Annotated in this window: 24 protein-coding genes; 8 read left to right on the top strand and 16 right to left on the bottom strand. The window is 61.7% G+C overall.

From position 1 onward, the window contains the following. The first annotated feature begins 210 nt into the window (after positions 1-210). Complete coding sequence (locus tag ABIE52_RS15460) at positions 211-1,734, top strand: hypothetical protein (protein WP_192712039.1); 1,524 nt, start codon at positions 211-213, stop codon at positions 1,732-1,734. A 3-nt stretch (positions 1,735-1,737) separates the two neighbouring features. On the opposite strand, the gene ABIE52_RS15455 is transcribed toward ABIE52_RS15460, so the two are convergent. Both ABIE52_RS15455 and ABIE52_RS15450 read right to left on the bottom strand, forming a co-directional pair. After that, on the bottom strand, positions 1,738-2,490 hold the full coding sequence (locus ABIE52_RS15455) for an IclR family transcriptional regulator (protein ID WP_075832447.1): 753 nt from the start codon (positions 2,488-2,490) through the stop codon (positions 1,738-1,740). Continuing rightward, the gene (locus ABIE52_RS15450) at positions 2,490-4,001 is read right to left on the bottom strand and encodes an APC family permease (RefSeq protein WP_042452324.1); all 1,512 of its coding nucleotides are present in this window, start codon (positions 3,999-4,001) and stop codon (positions 2,490-2,492) included. Before ABIE52_RS15450 ends, ABIE52_RS15455 begins: the two co-directional genes overlap by 1 nt. A gap of 238 nt (positions 4,002-4,239) precedes the next feature. Between ABIE52_RS15450 and ABIE52_RS15445 the strand changes: the two genes are divergently transcribed. The 3 genes from ABIE52_RS15445 to tatA are packed head-to-tail and all read left to right on the top strand — an operon-like array spanning position 4,240 to position 6,707. Further along, positions 4,240-5,820: a flavin monoamine oxidase family protein gene (locus ABIE52_RS15445; RefSeq protein WP_192712145.1), complete on the top strand. Its 1,581-nt coding sequence runs from the start codon at positions 4,240-4,242 to the stop codon at positions 5,818-5,820. Positions 5,821-5,859: 39 nt separating this feature from the next. Further along, a complete protein-coding gene (locus ABIE52_RS15440; protein WP_007726540.1) occupies positions 5,860-6,531 on the top strand; it encodes a Rid family hydrolase in 672 nt (223 codons plus the stop codon). Beyond that, complete coding sequence (tatA, locus tag ABIE52_RS15435; protein ID WP_003943732.1) at positions 6,531-6,707, top strand: Sec-independent protein translocase subunit TatA; 177 nt, start codon at positions 6,531-6,533, stop codon at positions 6,705-6,707. Before ABIE52_RS15440 ends, tatA begins: the two co-directional genes overlap by 1 nt. A 52-nt stretch (positions 6,708-6,759) precedes the next feature. Here tatA and ABIE52_RS15430 read toward each other — a convergent pair whose 3' ends face one another. The 5 genes from ABIE52_RS15430 to ABIE52_RS15410 all read right to left on the bottom strand — a co-directional run bounded on the left by ABIE52_RS15430 (position 6,760) and on the right by ABIE52_RS15410 (position 10,763). Next, a complete protein-coding gene (locus ABIE52_RS15430; RefSeq protein WP_007726541.1) occupies positions 6,760-7,374 on the bottom strand; it encodes a class I SAM-dependent DNA methyltransferase in 615 nt (204 codons plus the stop codon). Further along, positions 7,371-8,129: a PIG-L deacetylase family protein gene (locus ABIE52_RS15425; RefSeq protein ID WP_192712040.1), complete on the bottom strand. Its 759-nt coding sequence runs from the start codon at positions 8,127-8,129 to the stop codon at positions 7,371-7,373. Before ABIE52_RS15425 ends, ABIE52_RS15430 begins: the two co-directional genes overlap by 4 nt. After that, complete coding sequence (locus tag ABIE52_RS15420) at positions 8,123-9,061, bottom strand: acyl-CoA dehydrogenase family protein (protein ID WP_007726542.1); 939 nt, start codon at positions 9,059-9,061, stop codon at positions 8,123-8,125. Before ABIE52_RS15420 ends, ABIE52_RS15425 begins: the two co-directional genes overlap by 7 nt. Then, positions 9,058-9,762: a glycosyltransferase family 2 protein gene (locus ABIE52_RS15415; RefSeq protein WP_042452319.1), complete on the bottom strand. Its 705-nt coding sequence runs from the start codon at positions 9,760-9,762 to the stop codon at positions 9,058-9,060. Before ABIE52_RS15415 ends, ABIE52_RS15420 begins: the two co-directional genes overlap by 4 nt. A gap of 233 nt (positions 9,763-9,995) precedes the next feature. Then, the gene (locus tag ABIE52_RS15410; protein WP_003943624.1) at positions 9,996-10,763 is read right to left on the bottom strand and encodes a GAF and ANTAR domain-containing protein; all 768 of its coding nucleotides are present in this window, start codon (positions 10,761-10,763) and stop codon (positions 9,996-9,998) included. 109 nt (positions 10,764-10,872) lie between these two features. Here ABIE52_RS15410 and ABIE52_RS15405 point away from each other — a divergent pair, with 109 nt between their 5' ends. Further along, positions 10,873-11,571: a HemK2/MTQ2 family protein methyltransferase gene (locus tag ABIE52_RS15405; protein ID WP_037131016.1), complete on the top strand. Its 699-nt coding sequence runs from the start codon at positions 10,873-10,875 to the stop codon at positions 11,569-11,571. Here the strand turns inward: ABIE52_RS15405 and ABIE52_RS15400 are convergent. Further along, entirely contained in the window at positions 11,528-12,577 is a 1,050-nt protein-coding gene (locus ABIE52_RS15400) for an iron-containing redox enzyme family protein (protein WP_192712041.1), read from the bottom strand. The genes ABIE52_RS15405 and ABIE52_RS15400 overlap by 44 nt on opposite strands. Between ABIE52_RS15400 and ABIE52_RS15395 the strand changes: the two genes are divergently transcribed. After that, positions 12,578-12,817 (top strand): CDGSH iron-sulfur domain-containing protein, encoded by a 240-nt coding sequence (locus ABIE52_RS15395; RefSeq protein ID WP_192712042.1) that lies wholly within the window; start codon positions 12,578-12,580, stop codon positions 12,815-12,817. A 128-nt stretch (positions 12,818-12,945) separates the two neighbouring features. Here the strand turns inward: ABIE52_RS15395 and ABIE52_RS15390 are convergent, their stop codons facing one another. The 3 genes from ABIE52_RS15390 to ABIE52_RS15380 form a co-directional block, all read right to left on the bottom strand. After that, positions 12,946-13,149, bottom strand: a complete 204-nt coding sequence (locus ABIE52_RS15390) for a cold-shock protein (protein WP_003943666.1) — start codon at positions 13,147-13,149, stop codon at positions 12,946-12,948. A gap of 316 nt (positions 13,150-13,465) precedes the next feature. Next, positions 13,466-14,443 carry a YihY/virulence factor BrkB family protein gene (locus ABIE52_RS15385; RefSeq protein WP_003943713.1) on the bottom strand — a complete coding sequence of 326 codons (978 nt, stop codon included), beginning with the start codon at positions 14,441-14,443 and terminating at the stop codon, positions 13,466-13,468. 86 nt (positions 14,444-14,529) lie between these two features. After that, a complete protein-coding gene (locus ABIE52_RS15380; RefSeq protein ID WP_192712043.1) occupies positions 14,530-14,967 on the bottom strand; it encodes an STAS domain-containing protein in 438 nt (145 codons plus the stop codon). Between the two features lie 330 nt (positions 14,968-15,297). Between ABIE52_RS15380 and ABIE52_RS15375 the strand changes: the two genes are divergently transcribed. Continuing rightward, positions 15,298-15,546, top strand: coding sequence for a hypothetical protein (locus ABIE52_RS15375; protein WP_003943680.1), 249 nt, complete (start codon positions 15,298-15,300; stop codon positions 15,544-15,546). A gap of 16 nt (positions 15,547-15,562) precedes the next feature. On the opposite strand, the gene ABIE52_RS15370 is transcribed toward ABIE52_RS15375, so the two are convergent. Together ABIE52_RS15370 and ABIE52_RS15365 are read right to left on the bottom strand one after the other, a co-directional pair. Then, on the bottom strand, positions 15,563-16,345 hold the full coding sequence (locus ABIE52_RS15370) for a SigB/SigF/SigG family RNA polymerase sigma factor (RefSeq protein WP_003943639.1): 783 nt from the start codon (positions 16,343-16,345) through the stop codon (positions 15,563-15,565). Next, the gene (locus ABIE52_RS15365; RefSeq protein WP_003943620.1) at positions 16,342-16,776 is read right to left on the bottom strand and encodes an ATP-binding protein; all 435 of its coding nucleotides are present in this window, start codon (positions 16,774-16,776) and stop codon (positions 16,342-16,344) included. Before ABIE52_RS15365 ends, ABIE52_RS15370 begins: the two co-directional genes overlap by 4 nt. A 237-nt stretch (positions 16,777-17,013) precedes the next feature. On the opposite strand from ABIE52_RS15365, the gene ABIE52_RS15360 reads away from it, so the two are divergent. Beyond that, a complete protein-coding gene (locus ABIE52_RS15360) occupies positions 17,014-17,451 on the top strand; it encodes a hypothetical protein (protein ID WP_192712044.1) in 438 nt (145 codons plus the stop codon). 9 nt (positions 17,452-17,460) lie between these two features. Here the strand turns inward: ABIE52_RS15360 and ABIE52_RS15355 are convergent, their stop codons facing one another. The 3 genes from ABIE52_RS15355 to ABIE52_RS15345 all read right to left on the bottom strand — a co-directional run bounded on the left by ABIE52_RS15355 (position 17,461) and on the right by ABIE52_RS15345 (position 18,818). Further along, entirely contained in the window at positions 17,461-17,778 is a 318-nt protein-coding gene (locus ABIE52_RS15355; RefSeq protein WP_003943622.1) for a WhiB family transcriptional regulator, read from the bottom strand. Positions 17,779-17,963: 185 nt separating this feature from the next. After that, positions 17,964-18,635 carry an ANTAR domain-containing protein gene (locus ABIE52_RS15350; protein ID WP_007726556.1) on the bottom strand — a complete coding sequence of 224 codons (672 nt, stop codon included), beginning with the start codon at positions 18,633-18,635 and terminating at the stop codon, positions 17,964-17,966. Between the two features lie 48 nt (positions 18,636-18,683). Next, positions 18,684-18,818, bottom strand: coding sequence for a hypothetical protein (locus tag ABIE52_RS15345; RefSeq protein ID WP_256082897.1), 135 nt, complete (start codon positions 18,816-18,818; stop codon positions 18,684-18,686). Between the last annotated feature and the right edge of the window lie 54 nt (positions 18,819-18,872).

Genomic DNA, 18,872 nt, shown 5'->3' with positions numbered 1-18,872 from the left:
CTCGTATGGGTCGTGTGTTCCATTCCGATTGCCATCCTGGTGGGGCGGGGTATCGCGCGTCGGGACCGCGCGGAATTCGACGGGCGAAATCAACAGTGGGCCGACGAGGTTGTCAGGTCGATCGAGAAGCAATCGGAGCAGGACAATGCCGATCGGCGTAAGCCACCACTGATAAGCTGACCAGCTGGACTTTTCTGGAGGTGAGTGGGCATGGAACTTCCATCCGATACTCCCGACGACGTCGTGGCCGCGGCCGCCGGCGGACCAAGGGTTCCGCAGTTCGATCCCACAGTGGGGATTCCGGTAGTTCCGCCAGGGGGAGATGCTCCCCACCGGTTGGTGGTCATCGGCGATTCGCTGTCTCAGGGATTCCAGAGCGGGGCGATCTTCAATACCGATCTGTCGTATCCGGCGATCATTGCTCACCAGCTGGGCCGGCTCGACCAGTTCCGCTTTCCCCGTTACGGCGGCCCGGGCGGGCTTCCGCTCAACATCGAACTGTTGCTCCGCACCCTCGAGGAGCGCTTCGGCCCACGGCTCGACCTCTGGGAGGTGCCGCTCGCACTCTTTGCTGCGCGCGCGTTCATGGATCAGGTAGAGGACTATTGGGAACGCGGACCGGGCAGCGAAGCGCCGACATTCTCGACAATCAACCACAACCTCTCGGTGTACGGGTGGGATCTTCGTGACGCTCTGACCAAGACGGCGCAGGGCTGCGAGGATGCTCTTCACCAACCGCACGACGATTTGATCAGCCAGATCGTCGAGAACAACGGCGAGCGCGCCGCACTGCGAGTTCTGCCGCGAGGCTCCGACGCCGAGAAGCGTATGACCGCGTTCGACGCAGCAGCGGAGTTGGGCAAGGAAGGCATCGAAACTCTGATCGTCTTCCTCGGTGCCAACAACGCGCTCCGCACCGTCACCGAACTCCGAGTCGAGTGGAGCGGCAACAACTTCCGTGATCCGGGCGGCAAGCGCGACTACACGGTGTGGCGGCCTGAGCACTTCGCGTCGGAGTATGCCGAGGTGCTCGCCGCGATCCGCAAGATCAACGCCCAGCACGTCATCCTCTGCACCGTCCCACACGTGACCATCGCACCGATCGCCCACGGGCTCGGCGGCAAGATCGAAATCGGATCCCGCTATTTCCCGTACTACGCGCGACCGTGGGTGCGCGACACAGACTTCGACCCACAGCGCGATCAACACATCACCGGCGCGCAGGCGTGGGCCGTCGATACCGCAATCGACGTGTACAACGACGGAATCGAGCAAGCCGTCGCGAATGCCCGTCGGGTGGGGAAGGACTGGTACCTCTGCGATATTGCCGGGTTGCTCGAGCGCGTGGCCTCACGGCGCTACGTCACCGACGTCAATGCGCGGCCGTCATGGTGGACGCCGTACCCCCTTCCCAAGGCGCTGACCGACTTGCAACCCGTGCCGGACTCGCTGTTCCTCTCCGCCGACGGTCGCGGCGGCCGCGCTTCGGGCGGCCTCTTCTCGCTCGACGGCGTTCATCCCACGACAGTCGCGTACGGGGTGATGGCGCAAGAACTGGCGAACATCATGGTCACGGCAGGGGTCCAGTTCGACCGCGCTCAGATCGATTTCGACCGACTCGTCCGACGCGACACCTTGGTGCGCACTCCGCCGCAGAATCTCGATTCCACGCTCGGCGTCATCGGCTGGGCCGACGAGCATCTCGGCTTTGCCAAACGTGTGTTCGGCCTCTGACTTTCAGCTTGCCTTCGACATCGACGGTGCAACGATGCGTTCCGCGTACTCCCGCAGCAGTGCCACCAGGTCTGCGTCGTCGACGGAAAGTCTGCCGGTCGGACCTATCGCAGCCAAGGCGCCGACGACACACCTTTCCGCGTCGTGGATCGGGACGGCGACGGCGGAGCGTCCGACACGAATCTCGTCGACCTCACGGGCGGCCTCACCGCGCCGGATCCGCGAGAGCTCGAGTTCCAACGCGTCGCCGTCAGTGATGGTGTGTGCGGTGACCTTTCGCAGTGGGGCCTCGGCCAATTCGGGTCGGTTGGCGAGGAGCAGCTTCCCGATAGCCGACGCGTGAACGGCTGTGACCAGTGTCCGTTCACCACTGAGTTCGTGGTCGGGATCGCGATCGACGAGCCGAATTCTGTTTTCTGCAAACGACGCGAGGTAGACGCCGAACCGTAGCTGTTCGCGGAGTTCTTCGAGGAGCACCGAATTGTCGATGGGTGTGGGTTCGGCGGCAGCCCCGGCTAATTCACGGGTGCGTCGGCCTAGTGCGAAGCCGGAGAGGTCGGCGATCCGAACCAGGTAACCGTCGGCGACAAGGATGTTGAGTAACCGATACGCAGTGGCAGGTGGGATGTCGGCCAGGGCGGCAATGTCCTTGGCGGTGGCTCCCGATCCGAGCCTGGCCGCCGACTCGAGGAGGGCAAGGGCGCGCTGAACCGCTCGGGGTTCGTGCCCACCGAGGTCGCGTGGTCGGCCCACCATCAGCGGGCGCCGGCAGTCGGCTCGCCCACCAGCACGATGTTTCCGGCTGCGTCGGTGGCGAACACCCCAGCTCCTGGTAGTACGTCCTCGGTTTCGGGACTGTCGAAAGCTCCGACGTGCAGCAGACTTTTGGGGCTTCGGCGTCGCAGGTAGAACTGCCAGAGTGTGCCCGAAGTCAGGATCACGAGCACGGCGATCGGTGCAACGTACGCGTGGTCGATCGTGTTGGCATAAACCAGGTAACCGAGGACTATCGCTCCGGCACCACTGCCACACGACGCGGCCGCGAGAACGCCGGGAGTGTGCTCGCCGATCCGTGTCAGGAAGACAACGGATGCGATAGCCGTCAGTGCATAGGCCACGATGACGGCGCCGCGAACAGTCAGTCGAACGTCGTCGAAGATTTCTCCGCGCCCGAGAACGGCAAAGGTTCCGCCGCCCAGCAGGACGGTGCAGACCACGGTAGTCAATGCGAAGTAGGGCGTACGGAAGGCACTGTGAACCGAGGCGAACCGGCGGGGGAGTAGGCGCTCGACACCGAACGAATAGACCAGGCGTGACGCAGCATTGGACGACGCCATCGATGACGCCAGCCACGAGCACCCCAGACCGACGTTGAGCGCGATCACGACACCGGGGCTCACGCCCGTCGCCGTTCCGTGGAGATAGGCGTTGACGAGGGTGTCACTGCGCCCGGACCAAGCGGCCCAGCCCGCGAAGATGAAGAGCGATCCACAGATGATCGGAGTGAGAAGGACTGTGCGGGTGACGGTTACCAGCGGACGACGGGCCTCGGGGCCGAAGAAGGCCGCGCTCTCGAATCCGGCGAGAGCGAATACGGCAGCCAGGGCGGTGAGTAACAACCCGTGGCCGGAGGTGGGTGGAACGATCTGTGCTTGTTGACTTCCGGAACCGCCCAGGATCATGAGCCCGACGATGAACAGAAGTGAACAGCTTTCGACGACGAGGATCGCGAGCGCGGCAAATCTGACACTTCGCACGAGAGCGCCGAGAATCAGCAAGGCTATCCCCAGATAGAGCGCGATGACGTGAAAAGTCTTGTCCACGTGCACACCCGCGAAGCCGAGCAATGCGATTGCGGCCTGTCCGCCGTGATAGAGCGTCATCACCGCGCTGCCGACGTACTTGACCAGCATGGCGATGCCGGTGGTCAATGCTGCCCGGGTGCCCAGGCCACGAAAGACGAAGCTGTGCAATCCGCCCGACGCAGCCATTCGGCGAGTGAACTGCGAAACGCAGAAGGCTATGAGCGTCACCAGCACGGTGGCCGCGATGATGGTGATCATCCCGCTCAACAATCGGCCGTGTGTCAGCATGGTGACGGGCAGAACGACCATCGACACAGCAGGGGCAGTGGTTGCCACCGACTGGGCCAGCACTTCGGCGCCCGAGAGTTGCCGACGGCCCAACGCCCGCAGCGGTGATCGCGCCGGGGGCTGCTTCTCGCGCGTGGTGAAGGACCGCGCGATGGCTTCGGTGAGAGCGGACATGTCGCGTCACGCTAGTCCGGTTCTGTAACGCCGATATTGCGGGCATGCTTCCGCTGATCGCACTCGGGTGAGAGAGCAAGATGCGAACGCTCGCACGTTTCTCACTCGGTCCCCACCGACTGTTTCCTGCGCGTCAAGTTCCGGACCCAACGCTCCTGAAGTCTGTGTTCAACACCAACCACCCGGGTCACCGGGAGCACACTGGGGAGCTCGAATGCCATACACACGTAGATCTTTCATGCGCAGCCTGGGAATCACCGGCGGCGCCGGCCTGGCACTCGGTGCTATGTCGTCCATCGGCCTGGCGCCGGCAGTGGCGTCGACGCCGAGGCGATTTCAGGCACCTGCTGCGGGTGACCTGATCGGAAAGGTCAAGGGAAATCACTCCGTCGTGATCCTCGGCGGCGGACCGTCCGGGCTGTGCTCTGCCTACGAACTGCAGAAGGCCGGATACAAGGTCACCGTCCTCGAAGCACGCAACCGCCCGGGTGGTCGGGTGTGGTCGATCCGCAACGGCACCGAAGAAACCGACCTGAACGGTGAGACACAGACCTGTTCGTTCTCCGAGGGGCACTTCTACAACCTCGGTGCGACGCGTATTCCGCAAAATCACAACACCATCGACTACTGCCGCGAACTGGGCGTCGAACTGCAGATGTTCGGAAACCAGAATGCGAACACCTTCGTCAACTACACCGGCAACAAGCCGCTGGCGAATCAGTCGATCACCTACCGAGCAGCCAAAGCCGACACCTACGGATACATGTCCGAGCTGCTGCAGAAGGCCACCAATCAGGGCGCTCTCGACCAGGTCTTGAGCAAGGAAGACAAAGAAGCACTCTCGTCCTTCCTCACCGACTTCGGCGATCTCTCCAGCGACGGCCGCTATGTCGGATCCTCGCGTCGAGGGCACTCCGCGGAGCCGGGCGCCGGCCTCAACTTCGGAACCGAGATCGAACCATTCGGGATGAGCGATGTCATCCAGGGCGGCATCGGGCGTGCATTCTCCTTCGAGTTCGGTTACGACCAGGCCATGACGATGATGACCCCCGTCGGTGGCATGGACCGGATCTACTACAAGTTCCAGGACGCGATCGGGATGGACAACATCGAGTTCGGCGCCGAGGTCAGCGGCATGAAGAACGTGCCGGAAGGCGTCACCGTCGACTACGTCGTCGACGGCAAATCCAAGTCGATCACCGCCGACTACGCAATCTGCACGATCCCGCCGCACTTGATCAAGCGGCTGAACAACAATCTGCCCTCCGACATCCTGCTCGCGTTGGATGCAGCCAAGCCGTCGTCGTCGGGCAAGCTCGGTATCGAATACTCGCGTCGGTGGTGGGAGACCGAGGACCGCATCTACGGTGGCGCGTCCAACACCGACCGCGACATCTCCCAGATCATGTTCCCCTACGATCGCTACAACTCCGACCGCGGCGTCGTCGTCGCGTACTACAGCTCGGGTAAGCGTCAACAGGCTTTCGAATCGCTCACCCACCGTCAGCGGCTGGCAAAGGCCATCGCCGAAGGCGCAGAAATCCACGGCGACAAATACACTCGCGACATCTCGTCGTCCTTCTCCGGAAGCTGGCGTCGCACCAAGTATTCGGAATCCGCCTGGGCATCATGGGCCGGCGCGGGAGATTCCCACGGCGGCATGGCAACTCCCGAGTACACCAAGCTGCTCGAACCCGTCGACCGGATCTACTTCGCCGGCGATCACCTCTCCAACGCCATCGCCTGGCAGCACGGGGCCTTCACGTCCGCGCAGGACGTCGTGACCCACCTGCATCAGCGTGTTGCGCAAACTGCCTGACGTGCTTCGTTTCCCATCACTTTTTCTGGAGGTCTAATCATGAAATCTCGCAGCACCAAGGTCCTTGCAGCGGCATTCGCCGCCACCACGCTACTGGGCTTCGCCACTGCCTGCTCGTCTGACGAGGCGGACGCCGAGACCACATCGAGTTCGTTCGTCTCGAAATCGATTCTCGAAGCGGGGCAGGCAAACCCGATGATCGCTCAGGGCGTCGCGATCGGCGGCGACACCGCAATCTACAAGACCAGCGGCATCGGTCCGTCGGCAGGAAACAAGGCGGCGCCGGAAGGTTCGCCGGAGTCGTACATCGACGGTCAGTTCTCCGGCGGTGTTCTGCCGACCGGTGTCACCGTCACCGAGGCGCAGGGCATCAATGTACTCAAGAAGATCCGCGACAACCTCGAAGCTCAGGGATTGAGTCTCGAAGACGTCGTGACGATGCGCGTCTTCCTCGACAACGCGCCGGGATCGGACAAGGCCGACTACACAGGATGGAATCGCGCGTACCGGCAGTTCTTCGCCAACACCAATCTCGACACGGGTGACACCGAGTTGGTGCCGATGGGCACGGCCGAGCCGATCGCTCCGATCGAGCGAAACAGCGCCCGGCCCACCCGATTCGCCCTCGAGGTTGCCGGACTGCCCGTTGCCGGTTGGCTCGTCGAGGTAGAGGTCGATGCGGTGTACCCCGACGGCAAGGAACCCGCCTGATGGGCGCGCTCAGCCCGACTCACTGGGCGATCGTCGCAGTAGTGCTCGTGGTGCTGTTCGGTTCGAAGAAGCTGCCCGACGCGGCCCGGGGCCTCGGCAGGTCGATGCGGATCCTGAAGTCCGAAGTCGGTGAACTGCAGTCGGATACGGACCTCGCGTTGGAGCAGCGAGACTGACCCCCGTGCGCGGTTGAGGAGTCCCCACACTCCTCAACCGCGCACAGGTCTACTAGATCAGACCTTCGGAACGAGCTACCGACGGTGGTGACGGCGGACCCTTCACGAAGACATCGATCAGCACGTCCTCGTCCTGGTACGACGCGAACTGCGCCAACCCCGGGGTCTGGCGCACAGCCGAATGAACGGCGTCACCGTTTTGCGGATACTCCGGCACGACGTGACGCCAATGGGCGCACAGCAGCGTTCCGCCAGGCTCGAGATGCTCGACGACCTGCAGCATTGCCTCGATGAGCTTTTCGAAGGTCAGGTAGTAGCCGACTTCGCTGATGACGACGAGGTCGAAGGTTTCTTCGGACCAGTCGTCACCCAAGGCCCAGAGCCGAAATTCGGCGTCATGTCCGGTAAGCCTCGCACGAGCGCTCTCGAGTGCGGTCGGGACGATGTCGGTGGCGAGAACGCTGTCGCAGCGCTCGGACAACTTCTCGGTGAGAACCCCGATCGAGCACCCCGGTTCGAATGCGCGACGGTATCGAGGTTTCGGGAGCATAGCGACACTGAGTGCGTACTTCCGCTGCTCGTACCAGCGGGATTCGAAATCCCATGGGTCGGACTGTGCGGCATACATCTTGGCGAAGTAATCCGCGGGGAGTTCACGATCGCTCATACGAACACCGTCTCGTACGGCCTCAGTAATCGTTCCATCGCGTGGCGGGGGAGGATGGGTGCATCCGCGGGATGATCGGAAAGCGGAGCGATCTGTGAAGTGAACTCATTGGTGGCAGCAGATTTCGCAGCCTGAACGTCGGAGGGCAAGGTCACCTTTCGTGCTCTTTCCCACGGGACTGCCGCATGATCCGGCGCGGCCCAATGCCACGCCCAGATGGGATACTCGATCAATCGCGATCCAGTGTCCGCGCACGCCCTCGCCGCCGCGTCTCCGGTGGCTTCGTGGTCCGGGTGGCCGTCCCCGCGCCACGTGGAGGCGCACCAGGTATCCGCCGAGGAATCACCGAGAATCGAGCTGAGGCGGTCGGTCAACTCCTGTCGGTTCTCGCCGATCTTTCCGTCCGGGATGCTCAATCTAACCGGTGTGGGAATTCCGAGGACACGCGCTGCCCGATCCGACTCGGACCGTCGACGGCGTTCCATCTCGGGCTGAGTCACGGTCGGTGAATCGGGATGCGAAGCTCCGCCGTCGGTGACAGATACGACCTGAATACTGATGCCGGAAAGTATTGCCAGAAGAGCGGTTCCGCCCAGACCGAGTATTTCGTCGTCGGGATGGGGAGCGACGATGATCAATCGTGAGCATCCGGTGAGATCCAGTTCCGGAAAACTTCTTCCCCACTCCCGCCATGTCGATTCGGGAGTGCCGCCGTCGTCGACAGGTTTCTGCGCGAACAGTTTCGAGTTCACCACGGCCGTTTCCCCTTGGCTGCAATCCGGCCCAGCTCGGCGAGATCCTTCTCGGCGTGACTCTGCCGCAAGTAGACGGTGAGATCGGCTACCCGTGCGGCGTGCGCGGCGTCCATGCAGAGCGGTGCGGCGCCGAGAGCGCGTCCCACCCGATCCAGGGTCTCGGTAGCGGCGCGCTCGACAATTGCGCGCACACGGAGTGCCCGCTGCATGGCCTCGGCATTTTCGTCGAAGGGATCCGCATCGATCTCGGCCGCCGCGACTGCGAGCGCGTTGCGCGCTGCGGCGAGCGCTGCATCGACCGCACCGAGGTGTGCGAGTACGTAGGGGTCTTCGCTGCTTGCAGCCTTGTCGTACAACGGATCAGCGACGCCGCAGGCGCCGCCGTACCAGCATGCAGCCACGCCGATCGCGCCGTGCCAGAACCCCGGGCGGCTCAGATAGTCGCCTGCCGTCCCGACCGGTATGGCCGGAACCATGTCGAAGTCGACCGCGCTGGAGTCGCTTTCGGCCATACCGACGGCCTTCCACGAATCGGGAACGGGATGCACCCCAGGTAGTCCGAGCTCGACCGCGAAGAGGGAGGGGACACCGTCGACCAAGGCGGTGATCAGTGCATGCGTGCAGGTGTTGGCGCCGGAACACCACAACTTGCGACCGGTGAGCGTCCAGATCCCCACGTGCTCAGACGCATTCACCACAGGTTGGGGTGGCTCGGCCGCCCACACTCCCCACAGCTGCCCGGGTTCGGGATCCGGTCCGTCGAGTTCGGTGAGTATCGCGACGGCATCGGTGTGAGCCTCAGCCATCCGGCCGAGAACCACATTCTCCCGTGTGAGCTCTGCCAGGGAGGTCCACCGTGCGGCCGTCGCGCCGCCGCCGGGCAGCGGCAAGTACAGTCCACCTGCGTCCAGGAGTGTGTGTAGTCGTTTCATCGTGCCAGCTCCGCTTCTTCGTTATCGGCGGTCGTACCACCCAGGTTACGGATATGTCCGGCAAAGCCGCCCGGAGTTCGGCCGTCGAGACGCGCAGACGTGGTGACCGCAATGTCCTCTGCCCACGCGATACAGGCACCGGCCTCGCTCAACCGCCGGACGAGATCGACATCCTCGTCTTCTTCGAGATCGCAGAATCCTCCGACGTCCCAGTACATATCGGCGCGGACACCGAGGTTGGCACCGTGGACGTGACCGTGTCGACCATAGGGATGTGCGTGGTACATACGTTCGTACCGTTCGCGAACGGAGTGCGGATGGCCTTCCCAGTCTGCGATGCGAACGGTGCCCGCGACGACGTCCGCAGTACGCGCATACTCCAATTGGCGCGCAATCCAGGTGGGGCCGACCACCGAATCGGCATCGGTCGTGGCGAACCACGCTGAGGCCCCCAAATCCGAGCCGAACGCAGAGAAACCCGTCGCTCGCGAACGGCCGACGTTCTGATGCTCGACGCGGAGTACTTCCACCCCGTCGGGGATGACCCCCGCGGTTCCGTCCGAACAGTTGTCGAGGACGGCAACCACTCGGACGGGGACAACGCAAGCCGACGCCGCTGTTGCGAGTGCACGAAGGCAATTGGGGAGGTCTTCGGCTTCGTTGTGGGCGGGAACTACGACAAGAACCTGGTCGATTGGCACAGTGACGATCCTTTCCTCACCCTGGTACGGTCGGGTCTTCTTTCGTCCCGGTTCTCAACAGATAACCACATTTCGGACGGGTGCCGCCGCGCGACCGCCAGCAGCCGTGCAGGTCGAAAACTGTTTCGGTGAAACATCTCTGGATACGTTTGAGAGATGTGCCGGCGGGGTACAAGACGGGGTTTTGCGACTGTGCTTTCGGGTGCAAAACGGGGTTTTGCACCGAAGAATCTTCAGAACCGGCGGTGGCGCACCGAATCGACGAGCATCCGGGCCACCTCGTGCAGTTTCACGTTGGTGTGCTGCGATTGCTGAACGAGTCGGCTGAATGCTTCGTCGGCGTCGATGCCGTGGATGGCGATCAGCACGCCCTTGGCTTGTTCGATCTCGGCACGAGATTCCATGGCGCAGTGCAACTGTTCGATGTGCTCGTGTGCCTGACGCCAGCGTCGTGAATCTGCGATCGCCGCGCCCGCACCGGCGGTGAACAATTTCATCAACTCTTCGTCGAAGGGCTTGAACTCTGTCGAGGCGAATCCGTAGACGTTGAACGCGCCGAGAAGTTCGGTGCTTCCTTCGCCCATGGTGAGCGGCACGGACAAGTAGGACCGGACACCTTGTTTCCGGGCCTCGGCGGTGAATTCCGGCCATTTGTCGTCGTGATCACCCACCTTCGACCGAACCGACGACATGGTGCGCGCGGCGTCAACGCACGGACCACGATCGGCGGAATGCTGGGCATCGTCTATCGCGGAAAGGTAGTCCGCGGTAGATGCAGCAGTTCGTGGGCCATCGGCGGACAGCACCGTCACGCTGACAGCATCGGCATCCGGCAGCGCTTTGACCGCCGTCTCGGCCAGACGTTGGAGCATGGAGTCGAGATGCGCGTCCGTGTTCAGAGTGGACCGGAGTCCGGCAATCGCTTCGGCGAGGGTGTCGAGCGAATCTGCTGCGGAAGCAAACGCCGCGGCTCCCTGTGGGGTGTCCGCATTGCCTGTCATGATTCAGGTCTACTCCGCAAAGTGCGGCGATGTAACCGTTCCAGGCGGTCTTTGCTTCGATGTTGCATGAAATCCGAGGTTCCTGGGTAGCCGCACGCAGCGATGTGCGATGTCGCCTGAAAAAGAGGAGCCGATGATGATCCTGCGTTTACCTGGTGTGTATCCACCGCAACACGACACGTCGTTACTGGCGGATGCGCTGCTGTTCGAGCGCCTCACCGCTCGCAGTCGGGTGCTGGATCTGTGCACGGGGACCGGCGCCCTCGCTGTCGCGGCATCCGCGGCAGGCGCAGGCCACGTCGTCGCGGTCGACATATCTCGCCGCGCGTGTGCCAATGCTCGTCTCAACGGGATCCTCAACGGAACCTCGATCGACTCCCGTCGTGGCGACCTCACCGAGGCGGTGCACGGCGAACTCTTCGATCTGGTGATCTCCAACCCGCCGTACGTCCCTGCTCTTGCAGATGATCTCCCTACCGCTGGAATCGAACGTGCTTGGGACGCAGGAAAGGACGGACGCGCCCTCATCGACAGGATCGCAGCCACCGTGCACGAGGTGCTCGTCCCGGGCGGCACACTGCTTCTCCTGCAATCGGTGCTGTGTGGGGTCGACAAGACCGAGGCGATACTCGAAGAACACGGTATGGCCGTAGAGATTTCAGCCCGGAAGTACGTTCCCTTCGGGCCCGTGATGCGCGAGAGGCGCACCATGCTCGAGGCACGAGGGTTGATCACCACCGGTCAGGAAATCGAACAACTCGTGATCATTCGCGCAACGAAGTCTTGCCCTTCTCCCAACTCGATGTGAGGTGATCGCCGAGAAGATCGTCGAACGCCAGGCACGCTGCGGCGCCGAACAAGATGTCATCAGTGCGGTGCGGCTGCGAAGAAGCGAGACCGCCGGCAAGGTCCCGAACGGCGATCTGTTCGTGAACGGAATCCGCTTCCACGTGCTCGTCGTAGAACAGTGTCGCGCCCGAACTGAATCCGAGTCGGCGCAGTCCTGCGCTGTATCGTTTGCTCGGCAGCGCAGACGTGGTCTCGACAGCGCACAGGTGCCCGACCAGCGTTCCGAGATGGCGGCGATGAAAACCGAAGAGCGAGAGAGCATTCAACGACGCCAACGTTACCGCGGGAACAGAATCGATGTAGTGGCCGTAGCGGTCCGAAAGACCCACAGCCCGCATGGTGTCGGCAAAAAGACGCGAATGCATTCGCTCTGCGCGGCCGCCTCCGTACTCGTCGCTCTGCACTTCGACGAGGGCGGCCTTGACGGCACCGGAGAGGCGCGAAATTCCGAGGGTGTGCACATCCGCCTCGCGGAGCTGATTGAGCGAACGGTGAATCAGCACCTCCGAGAACTGATCGATCGTTGCATCTTTCGCCATGAAGGACGCAAGACCTGGGCCTGCACTGGGGGCGGTCATCGACCAGAGGTCGGCCACGACGTCGCCAGACGACTCCACTGTCCCCACGAGTTGCGCGATGGCGGACTCGAAACGCTCTTCGAGCCGAGACCGCACCGCGAGCAGGTCCGGATTCCACTCCCATTTGTCCGAGACGTTCTCGATTCCCTGCAAATGAAGCTCGTAGAGGACCGTCAGGGTCAGCTGAGCGTCGTCGTCACGAAGAATGTCGTAGGTGAGGTCGGTGGACTGTGCATCCTCGTACGCGTCAGCGGCAGCCGTAATCTCCCTCGGATCGGCCGAGGAGCGCAGAATGGAAACGAGAGTGGCGCTCAATGGGCCGCGGGCCTGTGGAACAGGCATGGAAGTGGGCACACCAGTGGCCGAATCGAGAACTGAAGAGGACATATGACCGCGTTTCCCGAATCGTCATCTGCCGAAACACCGAGTGTTCCCGGTAACAACACCACCATAACCGCCTGCACGGACGGCCCGCTGCTGGTGCGTGGTGACTTCGAGTTGCTCAGTGAAGACGGCACTCCGATAGAGAACAAGCGCTCTACGGTTGCATTGTGTCGATGTGGGCGGACCGGCATCGCGCCGTTCTGCGACAGCTCCCACAAGAAGAAGCGGGCGCGAGCGACGTAACCGGTGCCAATTGGGAACAAGCCCGACCCGTGAACCAAGACGACCCGGAAACCAAGAAAAGGCTGGATGCCGGCACCATGCGGTGCAGCGTCCAGCCTTTTCAGTCTGAAGTCAGACTGGGATCGAACTCAGATGGCGCGAACGTTCTGAGCCTGGGGGCCCTTCTGGCCCTGTCCGATCTCGAACTCGACCTTCTGGCCCTCGTCGAGGGACTTGTAGCCGCTGCCCTGGATCTCCGAGTAGTGAACGAACACATCCGGTCCGCCACCTTCCTGCTCGATGAATCCGAAGCCCTTTTCACCGTTGAACCACTTGACACTGCCCTGAGCCATAACCAAATTCTCCTGGATCCATCGAGCCGAGCCCTCCCATCGAGAGTCCGGTCTCACACCTGATCCTGCCATGCTCTTCTTTTTCTGTCTCCAATTACATGCATGGCGAGTTGCAGTATTTGACGGCTTTGTCCCGTTCCGGGACCACGTCGGAAGCAGGTGATTGTTCAACTATGCGCGTTTACCTGCTGTGATGTATTCGTCCCTTCGATGCAGCGCGAAATGACAACACCTGTGTTAAATCTGGATTCGCGGCGCAGAATGCCACCCCGATACCGAGGAGGGGACCAAATACCCAACTCGATCGGGGTCGAGATCAGTCCGAATCGTCGGGTTTGGTGTGCCCGTCGAACGTCACATGGATGTTCTCGTGGGGAACCGCGCGTTGTGCTTTTGCTTGATCGGCGAAGGTGCGCCGATCGCCTTCGATGAGTTCGGTGTTGTCGGTGAACGGAGCCAACAACGCCCGCGGATGGAGTTTGTCGACTCGCACGACGTTGATTTCCGCACACATGACGATCGAGGCTGCAGCGAGGAACAAGAAGGCCAACAAACCCAGAACGATGGCAAAGACGCCATTGGTGGTGGAGGCACCCCGCACCACAGAGGTCACATAGAGGGCACCGAAGGACTGAAGTGCTTGCCAGAGAACAGCAGCGGCGATCGCTCCAGGTGCCACATCGGCTACCGAGAGCGGGCGGGCGCAGGTGAGCCGGAAAGCGACGATGAAGATGCCCGCATTCAAGACGACTACCGCAAGGGTCAGTAGGAAGCTGAACGAACCGCCCAGATGAAGCGCACCGCCGATGTTGGAGACAGCGGTGGTCCCCAAGATCGCGAGACCGATCGTGCCGAGGAGTAGTAGCCCTTGGAGACGCCCGCGGATGGGATCCGGTCGCATGTTTCGGGGCACCGACCACACCGTGTTCATCGCGTTCTGGCAAGCCAGAGCGACACCGAGGCCACCGTAGAGACCACCGACGATTCCGATCACCAGACCCGTGACACCGCCGCCGATCTGTTGCGCATTGCCCAGGTCGTCACCGATCACCGGAAACTGATGCAGCGCGGAGTCCAAGATCTGTTGCTGAAGCTCAGGGTTGCCCGACAGCACGAAGCCGAGAATGGTCGAGAGCAACAGAAGAAGAGGAAAGAGCGAGACGAAGCCGTAGTAAGCGATCAGCGCGGCTAGATAAACACCTTGATCGTCGAGGAACTTGTAGAGGACCGCTATCGGGAACCCCAGGGCCGGATGCTTCTGTTGCAAGGCATCGAGGCGCTTGGCGATTGTCATTCTCGGTCTCTCTCAGCTCGTCGGACAGCCCGACGAACCTTAGTCGCTGCGAGCGCCCGGCGCTCGACGCCGGTGCAGCCGTCGTGTCAGGAGGCTTCGAGTGACTTCTCTGCTTCGTCGAGCGCGCGCATTGCTCCCTCGACAGAGTTGGTGACCGGGAATTCCTCTTCTGCCCGCGCCGCGCGAAGCAAGCGTCGAAGCGGGTGTGACCCGATCGCGGCCCACTGGAAGTCGTGGGCTCGCGAACGGGAGTTCAGCTCGGCGAACAGTTCGAGGCAGACCGCACCGACGAACAATGAGTTGGACAAGTCCAGAATGACGCGAGACCACTCCGCAGCGTACGAGTTGAGAAGTTCTCGTAGTGCTGGGGCGGAGAGTTTGTCGAGGTCGACCTCGACCTGGATCAGGACTGTCGAGGGCGCTATCCGCCAGGCCGCGAAACCATGCGTTTCCACGATCGGCCCCAATTGTGTTGAGGGATCGATGGAATCGATCGGTGTGTGGTCGAGTTCATTCAGATTCATGGCAGATCCGGTCTGTGTGCTTTCATCGAAAGGCTGACGACCGATCTGGCGGCGCGGAAAGTTAATGCGTCCAGGCGTGGAAAGCTTTAGAGCTCAATGGAAATGAACAGTACAGATGTGCGCAGGAAATGCTCACCTGATCCAGAGCCTTGATGCGAACCGAGCGCCAGTGGCTTCAACCCCGGCTGTATTCTCAACCTCGGTACCGTTCAGTGTAGCTCGAGGGCGTGAATCGGTCCAGGTGAGAGGTCGAATATTAAGCGGTGCAATGTTTTTGGCTCGACGCTTCGGTATGGTGGAAGATCAGCGTCACCGGACGAAGGGAATCAGATGAACGACCGCGATGCACTCACGGCCATCTCGACCAAGCTCGACACACTGATCGGCGCGGAGACCAACGGTTTGCGGGACGAGGTTCCGCCCGGTTCCAGTGTGCAGCGCACCGAGCAGGATGGCGAGCACGGCCGGTGGGGGCACGATTACCGCCTCGCCAACAAGTATCTCGAGGCCCTGGACATCGGCCAGCCCGGCCTCATCGATCGAGACGAGCTGGAACGTCTTGCACAGGAATACATCTGATCCTCGAGACGTACCTTCAGAAGATTTCACCCATCTCGGTGCGTAGCTGCTTCAGTGACTGAGTGAGGATTCTGGATACATGCATCTGAGAGATGCCGACCTTTTCGGCAATCTGGGATTGGGTGAGATGGCCGAAGAATCTGAGAACGACGATCGTGCGCTCGCGCTCCGGTAGTGCCAGGAGCGCGGGCCGCAGGGTTTCGTGATTGTCGATCCGACTGATCGCTTCGTCGTACTGTCCCAAAGTGTCTATCAGAGTCAGACCACTCCCGTCGCCGGCGGAAGCGGTGTCGAGCGGTGTGGTTCGGTACGAATTACCGGCGGTCAAACCTTGTTCGACCTCGTCCGGTTCGATGTCGAGTTCCTTGGCGAGTTCCGCGACTGTCGGTGCACGGCCGAGCGTCTGGGACAAAGTCGTGAGCGCCCGGTTGAGGGCAAGGTGCCGTTCCTGAAGGCTACGAGGCACTCGCACGGACCAGCCGTGATCGCGAAAATGCTTGCGAACCTCACCCATGACGGTCGGGACGGCGAACGAGAGGAAATCCGATCCTTTGTCGACGTCGAATCGCTGCACGGCCTGTATGAGCCCGACGCGAGCAACTTGCTCCAAGTCCTCGAAAGGCTGGCCACGCCCCTGGTACCGGCGAGCGACGTGTGTGGCCAGGGGTAGGCACAGTTCGATGATCGAGGTGGTGATCTTTTCTCGGCTGGGATCATTCGGCGGAAGCGAGGCCATCGAGACGAACAGTTCGACAGCTGTTTCGTACTGGTCCTTCTTGTCCGGTGGGACAGCGGTCACGCACGCTCCTGGGGCAAGCCCTTTTCAAGCGTCATCGTCAGGGTGATGTGACCGTCCGCGTCGATTTCCGACTGTTCCAAGCGGACGGAATCGACCAGCGCTTCGAGAACGAACCATCCGAAGCTGTGCGACTTGTCGGGTATCTCGGAGTGCGCGATCACGGACACGACGGTCCGAAGTGTGCGGCCGACGGTGTCGAATCGGCAGGTCAAGTCGCTGGACGGTATCGCGTGGCCGATGAGGATGCTCGCGACTTCGTCCATCGCCAGAGCAAGGTCGGCTGTTCCGTCGACATCGAGTCCGGTGTTGTTGGCAACCGTTCGGGTGATTCCGCGCAGAGTGGGAAGTTGAGAGTACGACGCGCGGACGCGGAGCGAGGCGATGGAGTCGTGAGTTAGTTCGGTTTCGGTCGGACTCGACAGAGGGATCAAGGGGCTTCCTGTAGGTAGATGTGGCGTAATTCCGGCGGACCGAGGCAAGGACCGGTACCGGCCGTGCGTGCCAGCCATCTCTACCCCGGAAGTATTCATGGCCTTGGATTACCCTTCGCCCGGCGAACTAACCCTCTTTACCCGAACTAGAGGATGAATTGTGAGACACATCACCTGTGGTGCGGACGTACCGAATCCTCATCTTTCATTTTCGCGTCGTTCGGGTACAGCCGCTTCATGGACACCCATTCGGAAAGACAGATCCCCGTACACATACGACCGGAAGGTGTCACTGATGACGAGGTGAAGGCGGCAGGAGTGCTGTCGAACGCCCTTGAAACGGTGGAACGGGCACGCGGTGCTCTGTACGACTTCCATCAGCTGATAGGGCATGCCGATCTGATGCTCGACGAGGTCGTCGAGCTACTGCGATCCAGCGGCAACGACGACCTGGCCGATCAGGTCGAGGGCGAGTTGATGGGCCGGAACGTGGTCGAGGGGCGCTGGACTTTCCAGTTGGTCGAAGAGTTCGACGAGAACTACTGGTCGTTTTTTCGTGAATGCGAGAAAGTGGTGCGCGACAAGCTGGCAGGCGGAGTGCCGCACCTCTTCGAAGCCGAGATGAAGGAGCGACGCCGCACGCACGGTTTGCGGCACCACGAGGCCAGGCCCTGAGGTTCCTGTCTACTCTCGTGAGCTCGTCGCGGCACTGATCAGTGGTTCAGTTCGAGCTTTGCGCAACGATTCTCGCTCGGTCGCCGTCATGCCGCCCCAGATACCGTGGGGTTCCCCGGTCTGGATGGCGTGCACCAGGCATCTCTGCACGACAGGGCATCTGGCGCACACCAGCTTCGCCGAACTCTCGCGCTTCGCTCGCCTGGAGCCGCGCTCGTTCGTGTCGTCGTAGAACAGAGCGGGGTCGGTGTCGCGGCAGGTGCCGGACAGTTGCCAATCCCACTCGTCGGCAAGGGGCCTGGGAGATGTGTAGGAGCGCATGAACATGGACGTTCCCTTCGCTGCGTGACGAACTCGACTCGGATCGCGGATCCAGGTCGGGTGTTAAGGCAAAGCTCGGTCCCGCCGGCCTGAACCGGCGGGACCTTCGAGGCTCCTCCCTCGAGGGGGAAGATTTCGGGGGTACCTCTGGTCGGTCATTACCCAGCCGTACAACTTTTGAATCCCGGTCGTCAGGAATTCTTTTGATCCACGGCACGTCGTTCTGCTGCGGCGACAAGACCACCGGCGATGTCGCGCACCTTGACGTTCCATTCCTGCGACATCTGGACCAGAAAGTCGAAGGCTTGGTCGGCCGAGCACTCACGCTCGGCCATCAGTAATCCCTTGGCCTGCTCGATCAAGGGCCGAGAATCCAAAGCTCTTCTCAGTTCGTCATTTTCCGCGCGAAGGCGGGTGAGGACGTCTGACGCCGAACTGGACTGCTGAGCCAGCGGTCGTTGAACCTCGTATACACGATGAAGCACACCGATGACCCTGCCGTCATCATCGGTGACGGCGGAATTCACCGTATTCCAATATCGGGTGACAAACATCCCGCTCCCGCGCTCGTCGCGCACGTCGTAACGCTGAGTCGGCAGTGTGTCCCGAGTTCGGGACCGCATCGTGCGCTCGAATGACGCTGTCAACGAGAAGATTCCATCGGCAAACGAGTCGTCGGGATTGTCGGGGAAGGCTTCGAACACTTCCACTCGGTGCAATTGATCGAGGCTGCGACCGGATACGGCAAGGTATTCGTCGTTTGCGCCCTGGATACGAAAATCGCTGTCCACGAGCAGAAGAGAAGAACTGCTTGCCGCAAATCGATCGCTACGAACGATCGAGCGGAGAGTGCTCGAACTCATGATTGTGTCGTTTCTGTCCTGTCTTCGACGGTTGCGGCCCCTGATATTTCAGAAGTAGGTGATCGCGAGAACTCCGAGGGCGGTGCCTGCCACGATCGATCCGAACAACAAACGCTGCTGCAACACGAACATCTGATACTCGCGACGTGTTTGTGTCGACGTGCCGCGCGAGTCCGCAGACATGCTCTTGCCCTTTCCTGTTGTGGGGAGTGCGATTTCGGCCGACCCCCGATCGGC

Source organism: Rhodococcus sp. OAS809, assembly GCF_040546695.1.
Classification (GTDB): domain Bacteria; phylum Actinomycetota; class Actinomycetes; order Mycobacteriales; family Mycobacteriaceae; genus Rhodococcus_F; species Rhodococcus_F qingshengii.
The sequence above is the reverse complement of the archived record's forward strand: the minus strand, read 5'-3'. Positions and strand labels throughout refer to the sequence as shown.